Source organism: Corynebacterium sp. HMSC14H10 (assembly GCF_001807105.1).
Classification (GTDB): Bacteria; Actinomycetota; Actinomycetes; order Mycobacteriales; family Mycobacteriaceae; genus Corynebacterium; species Corynebacterium jeikeium_D.
The window spans coordinates 108,712-121,926 of the sequence record NZ_KV787412.1; the positions used below are offsets into that span (position 1 = coordinate 108,712).

Sequence of the window (13,215 nt, forward strand, 5' to 3'; positions counted from 1 at the left end):
CTGAAGCTGTGTTGAATCGCGAACCGCAGGTTCCACCGTGGACGTCGGCCACTTTTTGGCTCGATGCTGCCGCGTCGCTGTGAACGTCGTCAAGCAGACTTGATTAAGCGAAATTGAGTTGTGCGCCGAAAATGCTTTTTGGTGCGCTAGGTAGTGCGCGAGTCCGACTGTACGATTAATAAATAATGAGGAGTTGCCCTGTGGACCAACACACATGGTTCATCATCGCACTAGTCATTTATCTGCTGTTGATGGTCTACATCGGTTGGACCGGATGGAAAAAGACTGCAGAGTATGACGAATACATGATTGGCGGCCGCGGCCTACATCCGTTCGTCGCGGCACTGTCAGCGGGTGCATCGGACATGTCCGGCTGGCTGCTGATGGGTCTGCCCGGCGCGATTTACCTTTCGGGTCTGAACCAGACCTGGATTGCAATCGGCCTGGTCGCAGGAGCATGGCTGAACTGGAAGTTCACCGCACCACGCCTGCGTAGTTACACCAAGATTGCTCGTAACTCGATTACCGTGCCGTCGTTCCTGGAGAATCGTCTGCACGATACATCGAAGGTGCTGCGCGTTGCCGCAGGCCTGATTATTTTGCTGTTCTTCACCTTCTACGTGTCCTCGGGCATGGTGGCAGGTGGCCGTTACTGGGAGTCGACGTTCGGTGGCAACTACCTCGTCGGCATGCTGTTGGTAGCGGCTATCACTGTCGCGTACACCCTGTTCGGTGGCTTCCTGGCTGTGTCTTACACAGACACGGTGCAGGGCATCATTATGTTCATCGCGCTGCTGACGGTTCCGACTGTCGGCATCATCTACCTAATCAACAATGGCAACTCCGCCTCGGACATCTTCAGCTTCGCTGCAAACGACCCCTACCCGGGCAGCGAGGGACAGCCGGTCGAGACCTTCTTCGATCCGTTCGCTGGCATTCCGCTAATCACGATTATCGGTCTGCTCGGTTGGGGTCTGGGCTACTTCGGCCAGCCGCACATTATCGTTCGCTTTATGGCTCTGCGTAGCGCGAAGGACGCAACCGAGGGCCGCCGCTGGGGCGTTGGCTGGCAGGCACTGTGCATGCTCGGCTCGGTCCTCGTGGCTCTGACCGCGACTGTTTTCTTCGCTACGAACCCAGATGCTTCGGTCACTGATGCGTCTTCCTACGAGACTATCTTCCTGGACATGACCCGCATCCTGTTCCACCCGCTGATTGCAGGCCTGATTCTGACTGCGGTTCTGGCAGCAATCATGTCCACCATTTCCTCGCAGCTGCTGGTGTCTTCCTCCGCGCTAATCGAGGACTTGTTCAAGGCAATGGTCAACAAGTCCCTGCGTCCGAAGACCTACATGGCTCTCTCCCGCGTCGCGGTTGCGCTGATTGCCATTATCGCCGCAATCATCGCTGCTAACCCGAACAGCTCCATTCTGGATCTGGTTGGCTTCGCGTGGGCCGGCTTCGGCTCGGCATTCGGCCCGGTGCTGCTGGCCGCCCTCTACTGGTCGCGCCTGAACACGCCAGGTGCTGCTGCCGGCATGATCACTGGTGCGGTTGTCTCCTTCGCATGGGGCATGAGCTCGCTCAGCGACACTCTCTACGAGATCGTCCCGGGCTTCGCCGCTGCAACTGTCGTGATGATCATCGTCACGCTGGCTACGAAGGAACCGAATGAGAAGATCAAGGAAGAGTTCGACCACGCAGCAAAGCAGGCTCTGGTCTAACACTTCGATTTAGGCTTGGCCTCCGCTAGCCCCACAGGCTAGCCCCGGCGCATACCTACAAGGAACCGAAAAAGTATTTTTCGCGCCCAACTAGGTATGCGCCCTTTTTTATTTGCCATCCTAGCCGCCGTCTTGACCGCCGCCTTTGTCTCATCCTTTGCACTTACGCGAGTTCTCGTCACATCCTCCCCCGCTGGGCCGGACGCCGAAGCCGTCGTCAAACAACTGCGCACTGTGCGCGTCGTCGCAGGCCGCCCCACCGTCACCGGGTACAAGCGCGAGCGCTTCGACGTCTGGGCAGGTTCTGCCGATTGCAATACACGCCATAAAGTGTTGGCGGCGTGGTTCGGGGGCTCTGTATGTTCGCTTGACGACGGCGCCCTGCGCGAAATCCCCGACCCTTACACGGGTGACCCGGTGGGTGCGCATGAGGTCGATATCGACCACATTTATCCGTTGGCAGCGGCGTGGGATTTCGGAGCCTACGCCTGGGATGCCGAGCGGCGTCGGCGATTTGGCAACGATATCGAGGCCAACCTCGCGCCCACCCGAAGTGCGGTCAACAGGGATAAAGGAGATGCCAGCCCGGCGGAATGGCTTCCCGAAGATGCGAAGGCGTGTGACTATTCGCAGCGTTACTTAGCGGTGGCCATTAAATGGGACCTGCCCGTATCTTCGGCAGACTGGACGGCGCTGGCAGCTGCGTGTGGGATCCGCGCTGGGAAAGGCACGAAATAGAGAAAATAGTGCGAGCACGTTAAGTTAAGGACTGGTCTTAATAAGGAAATATCCAGGCCACTCCTCGCTTGAACGCGAGGCCTACATTCAGTCGTGGAAAGGTAATACGTGCAAAACGTAGTTCTTATGGTTCACGTCCTAGCGGCAATTCTGCTGCTTGGACCGGTGACTGTCGCAATTTCGATGTTCCCGAAGCTCGCGCTTGCAGCCCGCGGCGGAGAGGCTGGAACGGTCGGCTCCGCGCGCACCATGCACGCCATTTCGCGCACCTACGGCATGTGGTCGCTGCTCGTGCCGCTGCTCGGCTTCGGTGTCATGTTCACCGATGTGTCGACCTACATGAAGTCCGGGGCAATGCACGCCGCAATCCTGCTGGCAATCATCGCCTGGGCACTGCTGTTCTTCCTGATCATTCCGCGTCAGCGTCTGATGATGGCCGGCCTCGGCATCGCTGATGAAGACGAGGATGTTGACGATCCGGAGTTCATCGAGCGTCGCAAGAAGGCTGACGAGCTCGACTGGGACAAGCAGAAGGGCCAGCTGGCCATGTTCTCCGGCATCTTCTCCCTGCTGTGGGTTGTCGCCGGCATCCTGATGTTCTTCATCTAAGGATTGAGCTCTAGCGCTTAGGCCCCGCGCCTACGCACACGCTCAGACACAATAAAACTGCCGGTGCGCCTGTACGTTTCGGCCCGACTTTTAGGGCTGGGAAGTACATGCGCACCGGCAGTTTTTTTATTTTCTAGGTCAGCGCCACGGACAGTGGTCGCGTGACGACGACCCCCTGCTCGCCTGCCTAACAGGTCTAGCGGCGTCCGCCTCGGTAACCACCGCGGCGGTCATCCCGGTCACCACGGTAGCCACCGCGACCGCGGCCGCGACCACGACCGCCGAAACCGTCACCGTCATCGAAGTTTCCACGGTAGCTACCCCGGCCACGTCCGCCACCACGGCGGTCATCGCGGCCACGACCACCACGGTATCCTCCGCGACCGCGACCGCCATCACGACGATCGCCACGGTAGCCACCACGGCCACCGCGGTAGTCATCGCTGTCGTCGACCGAGGTGCCGTCGTCAAGCTTCAGCCCAATGAGCTGGCCGGAAATGCGGGTATCGGAGAGGTTGTTGATGACTTCTTGCGGCAGGTTGGCCGGCAGTTCGACCAGGGTGTGGTCGCCACGGATGTCGATGTGTCCGAAGTCCTTTGATGACAGGCCGCCCTCGTTGGCGATGGCGCCCACAATGGCACCCGGGCGGACGTGCTGGCGACGACCGACGCTGATGCGGTAGGTTGCGGTGCCCTCGCGTTCGAATTCGACCAGGTCGGCGCGCTTGCCCTGACCGCGCTCACCACGGGAGCGACCATCGCGGCCACGGTTGCGGTCGCGGTCGAAACGATCACGGTCACGATCATGACGACGGCCACGCGGTGGCTCCTTCATCAGGAAGTCGCCCGACTGTGCCTGCGCAGCGATAGCAGCGGCGATATCGACCAGCGGAGTGTCGTGCTCTTCAGCGTACTCCTCGATGAGCTCGCGGAAGACCGGAACCTGCGAATCGGCAAGTGCCTCAGTCAAATCATCAGCGAACTTCTGCTTACGGGAGTCGTTGACCTCATCGACGGTCGGCAGCTTCATCTCGTGCAGCTGGGACTTGGTCGCACGCTCAATCGAGCGCAGCAGGCGCCCCTCACGCGGAGTGACAAACAGCAGCGCCTCACCGGAGCGGCCAGCGCGACCGGTACGACCAATGCGGTGGACGTAGGACTCGGTGTCGTGCGGAATGTCGTAGTTGACCACGTGGGAAATGCGGTCAACGTCCAGGCCACGAGCAGCCACATCGGTTGCCACCAGGATGTCCAGGCGGCCGTCCTTGAGCTGATCAATCGTGCGCTCACGCAGGGTCTGCGGGATATCGCCGTTGATGGCGGCAGCGGAGAATCCGCGGGCACGCAGCTTCTCAGCGAGCTCCTCGGTCTCGTGCTTGGTACGCACGAACATGATCATCGCTTCAAATTCCTCGACCTCGAGGATGCGGGTCAGCGCGTCCAGCTTGTTGCGGTGGCTGACCATCAGGAAGCGCTGGCGAATATTGTCCGCAGTGCGAGTCTGGGACTTGACGGTGATCTCTTCCGGCTCCCTCAGGTACTGCTTGGACAGGCGACGAATCGAAGCCGGCATGGTAGCCGAGAACAGTGCGACCTGCTTGTCATCCGGAGTGTCGGCAAGAATGCGCTCGACATCCTCCTGGAAACCCATCTGCAGCATCTCATCGGCCTCGTCCAGTACCAGGAAGCGCAGGTCGGAGATGTCCAACGAGCCCTTTTCCAGGTGGTCAATGACACGACCCGGCGTGCCGACGATGATCTGTGCACCTCGACGCAGACCCGACAGCTGCACTCCGTAGGACTGACCACCGTAGATTGGCAGGACCTGAATCTTGCCCAGGTGATCAGCAAACGACTGGAAGGAATCCGCAACCTGCAGTGCCAGCTCACGGGTCGGAGCGAGCACCAGCGCCTGCGGTGCGCGGACGGAGCGATCAATGCGAGCCAGAATCGGCAGCGCGAACGCCGCGGTCTTACCAGTACCAGTCTGAGCCAGGCCGACGACGTCGCGGCCGCTCATCAGAGTCGGGATAGTTGCAGCCTGAATTGGGGAAGGAGTCTCAAACCCAACCTTGCGAACTGCATTGACAATGTCATCCGGCAGCTCGAGCTCATCGAAGCCGACGGTGTCGTCGTCGTTGTCGTGTTTGTTCTTTTCGGCCTTCTTTTCGGCCTCGGCAGTCTTTTCTACCTTCTCGGTCTTTTCCTCAGCGGCCTTCTCTCCGGCCACTGGTGCTTCCTCGGCCACTACATCCTCGGCCTTCACAATTGCGTCCTCGCGCTGGTTTTCGCGCTGATCCTCGCGATTTTCCTCGACGCTGCCATTCATTTCATTATTAGCCATTTGGGGCTCTTCCTGGGCCTTTTCGCCCGCACACTCAATATTCAACAGTTGATTACTCACAGTTGGGTCGCACATACATGACCCGCCCAATTTACGTTCTTGTTTTCAGTGCTCTCACGTCGGAATTGCGATGACATCGCTTCTCTTGCACATACTTCGAAAAATTGCGCCCAAACCCAATTCAGCTTTTACTTCCGAGGAGGGGCGCCCATCATGCACTATGCACTCTCAAGCGTTTCACCAGCGAATTTATACCGCTGCCAGATTCTCTGCGACATTGTCGTCAGGATTTCACACCGACTGCCCAGACTACGCCACCGTCGGTCAAAAAACCATTTCCCGTTAGCAAGGCCACAACACTAGGTGGTCGATTTCTTGGATGAGGCCCGGCGCTGGGGCCGACGTCAAACGAGCACATTGCACCCACTTCGGGGTACCTATTTTGCAATTGCATGGGGTGAGGTAGTTAACATTTTCCCTACACGTTTGTACACATATCTGCTATTTTCCGCCGTGGAACACCCACCGTTCGGCGGATTTTTGCAATTTCGCAACGTATAAACCCAAGGTCACTAGAGAATGTCCAGCAATAACAACGCACCAGAAACGCCGCCGTCTTCGCCCCGGCAGTCCCCGCTAAAACCACATTCTCCCGAGGAGATTTCTGGGAATGGCAAGCAGGAAAATAAGGCACCGTCGAAGCTCTCGGCGATAATTGAGGTTCTCGGATTTCCGGGCTTTATTTTGGCGGGTTCGGCGCTGGCATTCTTCTTCCCCGCCCCGTTTACTCCGCTGACGGACTACATCACATATTTCCTGATGATCATCATGTTCGCGATGGGCCTCACCCTGACCATTCCGGACTTTAAGCAGGTCGCTAAGCGCCCGTTGGCGATTCTCTTCGGCGTCATTGCGCAGTTTGTCATCATGCCGCTGCTAGCAATTGCCGTGGCGAAAGTGCTCGGGCTTAACCCGGCGCTGGCCGTCGGTCTGCTGATGCTGGGCTCCGTCCCAGGCGGCACCTCATCGAACGTCATCGCTTACCTGGCACGCGGTGATGTCGCGCTGTCCGTCGCTATGACCAGCGTGTCGACGCTGGTCTCGCCGATTATGACGCCGTTTCTCATGCTCGTGCTTGCCGACGCGCACACGGAGGTCGACGGCCTCGGGATGGCGTGGAGCCTCTGCCAGACAGTCCTCCTGCCTGTGGTTGGTGGCCTGATCATTCGCTTTGTGGCCGACTCGTTTATTAATAAAATCCTGCCGATTCTGCCGTGGATTTCCATCCTCGGTATCGGCGGCGTGGTCTTCGGTGCCGTGGCCAAGAATGCGGAGAGCCTGGCGCACATTGGCCTCATTGTGTTTGTGGCTGTAATCATCCACAACGTGCTGGGCTACGTGCTCGGCTTCTTTGCAGGCCAGCTGGTCGGGATGCCGACTGCGGGCAAGCACACGGTGGCCGTGGAGGTCGGCACGCAATCCGCGGGTCTGTCTTCCGGTATGGCGGCGAAGTTCTTTACCCCAGAGGCCGCGCTTCCGGGCGCGGTGGCCGCGGTGGTGCACAACATTACTGGCGCTATCTATGTGGCTATTTGCCGAAAGCTCGATGAAGGCAAGGAATCTAGCAAATCCGCTTCTGTTTAAGCTGTTTTCGCTTTGGCTTCTTTTGCTCCGCTGTTCGACGAGTGGGCTGGTAGAGTCTCGCGCCCGAATATCCAGCCCACCATCGCGACCAGCGAGATGACACCGCAAACAAGGAATCCGGCCTTGAACCCTGCGGCATCCACGATTGCGCCGACAATCAGCGGGCCGGAGATTGCTCCGAAGTCCTGAGCCATTTGGAAATTGGCGAGCACCTTTCCACCTTGGCGGTTGGCGCCGATGACGTCGGCAAGCACGGCCTGCTGCGATGGATTGATCATGCCAGCGCCGAAGCCGGCGAGGACTGAGAGAATCAGTAGCGGAATGGCGCCGCTGCTAAATCCGATTGCGCCAGTGAATACGCCGTTGATAAACAGGCCTGTGATGAGCAGTGGACGACGGCCGATGCGGTCGGACAAACGACCGGAAAACTGAAGTGCCGTAACATTGCCGAGCGCGAAGGCCGTCAGCGCGAAACCAGCTGTGGCAGTGGCAGCTACTGCCCCATCGCTGCCCGGTTCTGGGGCGCCGACATGGGAGAACGTTGCCGCAGCGAACAGCGGGACAATCGCGACGCGCACGCCGAAGTTCGACCAACCGTTGGCGAAGGCTCCGACTAGTGCGCTTCGATATGCCGAGTCCCGGATTGCCTCGGAGAACTTCAGCACTGGAGTCGTGCGCTTTGGCACTACGTGGCGAAGATGCTCCGCGCTCAGCGACATGCCGACCACAATCGTTGCCACAATCAGCGCGCCACCGTAGATGAAAAACGGCACCCGCATGCCCCATGCGCCCATTGCCGCACCAATAATTGGGCCAAAGACATTGCCCAACAGGAAGGCTGTGCCGTAGGCGGCCGAGCTCTTACCACGGATCTCCGGCGGTGAAATCCGCACAATCAGCCCCATTGCCGAGACCGTGAACATCGTCGAACCGATGCCTCCGAGCGCACGAAACGCCAGCAGTTGCCAATATGTCTGCGCAACACCGACAAGCAAAGTCGAGAACGCGACGATACTGATGCCGGTTAGGTACGTGCGTCGGTATCCGAGCTTCTCTACCAGCGAACCCGATGCCGGCGCGAAGATCAGCCGGAAAATGGAGAACGAACTGACCACGAAGCTGGCCGCGAACACACCCACATCGAAGCTGCGTGCGTACTGCGGAAGAATTGGAGCGATCAGCCCAAAGCCCAGCGCGATGATGAACGCGGCGCTGACCAGAATCCAAATCGCTCGCGGAATCGGCTGTTTTGTCCGGTCTAATTCACTCGACTGAGGACCCAGACCTTGTGATTCGCTTCCCACCTCCGATGCGATAGCCGGCTGAGATTCGCACTTTGCTTTACGACGAAGCAGGCCGCGCGAACGGGAAGCTGACAAGGTAACGGTCCTTTCTACTGTGCAAAAGAGAAAATAAAAAGCCCAGGAGTTCACCATAGCCCGATCTGCAAACAGTGACGATTACTAGAATGAGGCGCAATGACAGAACGCGGAGTTGAGATGAAAAAACGAATCGAAGTTGTAGGTGCGGTTCTTACCTACGAAGGAAAAATCTTCGCCGCCCAACGCGGCCCAGGTCGCTCGATGGAAAACTATTGGGAATTTCCCGGTGGAAAGATCGAAGAAGGTGAGTCCCCTCGTGAGGCTCTAGCCCGTGAACTAAGAGAAGAGCTAAAACTTGAAGCTGAGATTGGGAACCACATTCTCACTGTCGACCATGAGTATGACTTCGCCGTTATCTCACTGGCGACATACTTTTGTTCCGTTTCTTCTCCCGAAATCAAGCTAACGGAGCACACTGAATATCGTTGGTTAGAACCGGCCGAACTTTATTCCGTTGATTGGGCGCCAGCGGACATCCCTACAGTCGACATTCTTGTAAACGAACAATAATCAATACAAGCGACGCAGCGTGCATTTAGTATGCTAAAACAATGATGAATTCCCTGGTCGGAGACCTGCGATACGGCTTCATCGATAAAAACATCGTTGCCGACAAAAAATACAATCCCCGACTCATTCGCAACGATGAGTCGGCCACTATGTACAATGCGCTCCGCGAGGAGCTACGCACCGCTACGAGTTTCATATTTTCAGTAGCATTTATTTCTCCGGCCGCTCTTGCCATGCTGAAGGAGGATCTCCTTCAGTTTTCTGGCCCAATGACGATCATCACGTCGAACTACCTTGATTTCAATTCACCATCGATGTTCAGAGAACTACTCGAAATTGAGGGACTGAACGTCTACATCTACCCCGAGGATCATCACCGGGGTTTTCATCCAAAGGGATACCTCTTTTACAAAGAGGTTGAGCTTTCAGCCATCGTCGGCAGCGCAAATTTGACGCAAAAGGCGCTCCAGGAAAACGAAGAGTGGAATCTGCACTTTTCCAGCCACCAGAATGGTGATATCACGTTCCAAATTGAGACGGCCATTGATATGCAACGTAACCGTTGCATCCCACTAACTCATCAATGGGTCGATCAGTACGAACAGAACCGCGTACCTCCAGTTTCGAAAAACACGCACACAAAGTTGCTGCCCGAGGGCCCAGTTATCGCCAATCAAATGCAGCAGGTAGCGCTGTCGAATATCGCTGACTTGAGGCAGTCAGGCGAGCGGAAAGGCCTCATAATTTCCGCTACCGGCACGGGGAAGACGATCCTTGCTGCACTAGCAGTTAAAGAAGCAGAGGCCGAGCGCGTCTTGTTCGTCGCCCACCGGGAACAGATTCTGGAAAAGACTAAGAGTGAATTCCGAAAGGTACTTGCTTATTCCGGTTCTGAGCTTACGGACGCCGACTTTGGACTCTTGGTTGGTGGGAAAAAAGAAACTGATGCACGATACCTTTTTGCCTCAGTTCAATCCTTGTATTCCCAATCGACTTACAAAACCTTTTCTCCAGATGCCTTTGACTTCATCATTATCGATGAGGTTCATCGTGGCGCTGCTAATTCCTACAAGCCAGTTTTTGAATACTTCAACAGCGAGTTTGTCCTCGGCTTGACCGCAACTCCCGAGCGTCCAGATTCAGGGGACATCTTTCGCCTCTTTGATTTCAACGTTCCTTACGAAATCCGACTGCAAGCCGCTCTTGAAGCCGATATGCTCGCACCATTCCATTATTTCGGTGTCACCGATTTTGATGATGGAGTTCGAGCGATCGGTGATAAGACTGCATCCATCGATGCTCTCGTCGCTGAAGATCGTATCGACTATCTCCTGGAGAAGCTCCGTGTCTACGGGTTTCCTGAGAGAGTTAAGGGGCTCATGTTTTGCAGTCGGAAAGACGAAGCGAAAGCGCTGTCGGAGCAGCTCAACCAAAAGCAGCTCTTTGGCCGGCAGCTACGGACGAAGGTGCTTCTAGGTGAAGACTCAATCTCGACACGAAATGCTGTCGTTGCGGAGTTATCTGCAGGCGAACTCGACTACATCATCACCGTTGATATTTTCAACGAGGGCATCGACATTCCGGCAGTAAATCAAGTAGTGATGCTACGCGGCACCGAGTCAAACATCATTTTTACCCAGCAGCTGGGCCGTGGTCTTCGCAAAGCCCCAGGAAAAGACCACCTCCGAGTAATTGATTTTATTGGAAACTACAAGAACAATTACATGATCCCGATGGCTCTTTTCGGCGATTCATCTAGAAATAAGTCGAAGCTCAAGAGCAAAGTCGTTGATCCCTCCAATATCCCATCGGGCTCCACTGTAAGCTTTGATGAAATTGCCAAGGAGAAGATCCTTAAAGCCATCGATACAGCCTCGGTAGACACGATTGCTGAATTTAAAAAGGATATTCAACTTCTCCAGTACCGACTGAATCGTGTACCACGACTAATGGATTTTGCTCGGTTCAACCTCGTTGACCCTGCAGTGATCTCGACCAGGCGTACCAAGAATTATTGGGAACTCCTCCACCGAGTAGACAAAGCAGCAACAGGACCAACGGATAAGCAGAGTGAATACTTGAAGTTTTTGTCCCGCGAGCTACTTTCCGGAAAGCAACCCCAAGAGTTACTTCTACTTGACCAGCTTATTAAGCATGGTTCCATCACACGTGAAGAATTTTCTGACTTTCTCGACACAAGGGCTGTTTCTCACAGCGAGCTGGATCTCTCTGTTGTCGAACGAGTGCTCAACCTCGAGTTTTACCCGAAGCGGGCCTACGAAGAAATTAGATTGGTCCGGTACGATGACGAAACCTCACGTTACAGTCTGACTGAGGAATTTTTGACTTTGTACAACAAGTGGGATTCGACATATCCAAATAGCTTTCGAGAGCATGTGGATGACATCATTCAAACTGGTCTTTTCCTGTCCCGCGAAAATGATTATTTCGCGGGTGTGCTTCGCCGCAATCAACGCTATTCCAGAAAGGATGTTTCTCGTCTTTTGAGGCTTCGGTCGGATCAAACAGGCACGCTAAATGGCTACAAGATTGATTCCCACTCGCAGACGATCCCTATCTTCGTGAACTACCGTAAACACAAGGGGCTTGCTCCGAGCATTGCCTACGAAGATGAATTCATTGACCGTTCGACGATGCGCTGGTTTACACGTTCAAATAGGACCCTCAAGAGCCAAGAGGTCCAGAGCATCATCCAACACAAGTTCCCAATCCATTTGTTTGTGCGTAGGGATGATTTACCAGATGAAGGATTCACCTACCTTGGCGAAGTGACTCCCAGCGATCCACAACAAACGACAATGAAGGGGCTAAAAGACAAAGAATTAGATGTTGTCACAATGAAGCTTCACCTTGAACATCCCGTTCCCGACACATTCTTCGAGTACCTTCACGCAAAGCCGATTGACTAACAAAAGCTAAACCCCCTACTCCGCCACCATGGCGGAATAGGGGGTTAAACGGAGCGTCGTAAAGCGAACGCTCTATCTACGAGACTGCAGTGACCTGATTAGAACAGGCTCGGAAGACCTGCCTGCGAGGAGAGGTTGCTGACAGCCTGTGTTGCCTGAGCGGTCGACCCCGACAGCTCCGGAATGGGCAGCTCCGGGAGAGCTGGGCTCTCCGAGATGATGTCGGCAATCTCCGGCGGGACCTCGACGCCCTCTGGAAGCAGCTCGCCAATCGGACCCAAATCCGGCTCTTCCTGCGGGACGTGCTGGTTGGTGTACTGAACGTCCTCGTCAATCGTGCGGAACTCAGACTGCGGTTCAGTGGAGGTCTCTACCTTGAAGCGCTCGTTAACCTGGCCGTCTGGGATGTCGTACTGCTCTTCAAGAGCAACGTCAATCGGCTGGAAGCGGCTCAGCGGGCCAATACCCATGGAGTTAACGCCGATGGCCTCGCGAGTCTCTGGGTTGTAGGCGTTTCCGCCCGAATCGCCGTGGTCAATCGGAGCGATGGCCCAGACACCGTTGCGGACACGGAAGACCTGGAAGCCGCAACCGCGGCCAGTACGGGAACCGTCAGTGCACACGGGCTCACCGAAGTTGTCGACGGAAATCTCCATCGGGTCGAGAGTGCGCTTGTCCTCGATACCGACGATCTGGACCGGCTCGCCGTGGACGTTGCCGAACTCATCCACAGAGTGGGACATGGAGGTGGTCTTAATGTCGTCCTGAACCTCAATGATGCCGTAGTCACCGCTATTGAAGAGCTCGTTGAAGAACTCCGGCATAGTGGTGTTTTCGTCGAAGTCGCTCTCTTCCGGCATGACATCGGTGCCCATGTAGTCCTTGTTGACCAGCTTGTCGCCGTCCTTGGTTGGGATGAAGAACTGGCCGGTGACCTCTTCGCCGGTTTCAGTATCCTTCGCCACAACACAGTGGCCGGCAGTCATGATGACGCGATGCGAAACACCATTCTGATCCACAACGGTGCCAGGAACTCCCAGAGAGCACATCGGAGACTGAACATGACGTCCGTCGATGTTCTTGCTGCTCGGGAACGGCATCCGCAACGGCGAACCCGGGCCGATGACAACATCCGAGTTTGCCGGTGCAGCCTCAGCTACCGCGATTCCGGGCACAAAGCCACCTGCAGCTACCGACAGTGCAGCCGTGAGCGTGGCGACCTTCTTCGAACTGGCCATAGTGTGCGCTACTCCATTTCTGTACAGAAAACTTGTCCCACTCAGTGTATTAGGGACACCTTTACAAAGCTCTCCAAAAATGAAACCTAGGGTGAA

General features: G+C 56.0%; 9 protein-coding genes. 6 read left to right on the forward strand and 3 right to left on the reverse strand.

Features of this window, described 5'->3' with window-relative positions:
- Positions 1-200: 200 nt before the first annotated feature.
- From putP to HMPREF3135_RS02930, 3 genes are all read left to right on the forward strand, one after another.
- On the forward strand, positions 201-1,724 hold the full coding sequence (gene putP, locus HMPREF3135_RS02920) for a sodium/proline symporter PutP (protein ID WP_083280595.1): 1,524 nt from the start codon (positions 201-203) through the stop codon (positions 1,722-1,724).
- A gap of 96 nt (positions 1,725-1,820) precedes the next feature.
- Entirely contained in the window at positions 1,821-2,462 is a 642-nt protein-coding gene (locus HMPREF3135_RS02925; RefSeq protein WP_038628412.1) for an HNH endonuclease family protein, read from the forward strand.
- A gap of 108 nt (positions 2,463-2,570) precedes the next feature.
- The gene (locus tag HMPREF3135_RS02930) at positions 2,571-3,071 is read left to right on the forward strand and encodes a hypothetical protein (RefSeq protein WP_049180815.1); all 501 of its coding nucleotides are present in this window, start codon (positions 2,571-2,573) and stop codon (positions 3,069-3,071) included.
- 196 nt (positions 3,072-3,267) lie between these two features.
- Here HMPREF3135_RS02930 and HMPREF3135_RS02935 read toward each other — a convergent pair whose 3' ends face one another.
- On the reverse strand, positions 3,268-5,415 hold the full coding sequence (locus HMPREF3135_RS02935) for a DEAD/DEAH box helicase (protein WP_083280596.1): 2,148 nt from the start codon (positions 5,413-5,415) through the stop codon (positions 3,268-3,270).
- A 579-nt stretch (positions 5,416-5,994) separates the two neighbouring features.
- On the opposite strand from HMPREF3135_RS02935, the gene HMPREF3135_RS02940 reads away from it, so the two are divergent.
- A complete protein-coding gene (locus HMPREF3135_RS02940) occupies positions 5,995-7,059 on the forward strand; it encodes a bile acid:sodium symporter family protein (RefSeq protein ID WP_141739570.1) in 1,065 nt (354 codons plus the stop codon).
- Here HMPREF3135_RS02940 and HMPREF3135_RS02945 read toward each other — a convergent pair.
- On the reverse strand, positions 7,056-8,438 hold the full coding sequence (locus HMPREF3135_RS02945) for an MFS transporter (protein ID WP_070437924.1): 1,383 nt from the start codon (positions 8,436-8,438) through the stop codon (positions 7,056-7,058). The two genes, HMPREF3135_RS02940 and HMPREF3135_RS02945, sit on opposite strands and share 4 nt — an antisense overlap.
- 120 nt (positions 8,439-8,558) lie before the next feature.
- Between HMPREF3135_RS02945 and HMPREF3135_RS02950 the strand changes: the two genes are divergently transcribed.
- Together HMPREF3135_RS02950 and HMPREF3135_RS02955 are read left to right on the forward strand one after the other, a co-directional pair.
- Positions 8,559-8,951, forward strand: coding sequence for a (deoxy)nucleoside triphosphate pyrophosphohydrolase (locus HMPREF3135_RS02950; protein WP_038629499.1), 393 nt, complete (start codon positions 8,559-8,561; stop codon positions 8,949-8,951).
- A 41-nt stretch (positions 8,952-8,992) separates the two neighbouring features.
- Positions 8,993-11,881 carry a DUF3427 domain-containing protein gene (locus HMPREF3135_RS02955; RefSeq protein ID WP_070437927.1) on the forward strand — a complete coding sequence of 963 codons (2,889 nt, stop codon included), beginning with the start codon at positions 8,993-8,995 and terminating at the stop codon, positions 11,879-11,881.
- A 98-nt stretch (positions 11,882-11,979) separates the two neighbouring features.
- Here the strand turns inward: HMPREF3135_RS02955 and HMPREF3135_RS02960 are convergent, their stop codons facing one another.
- Positions 11,980-13,119, reverse strand: a complete 1,140-nt coding sequence (locus HMPREF3135_RS02960) for a trypsin-like serine protease (protein ID WP_224786573.1) — start codon at positions 13,117-13,119, stop codon at positions 11,980-11,982.
- Positions 13,120-13,215 lie beyond the last annotated feature (96 nt).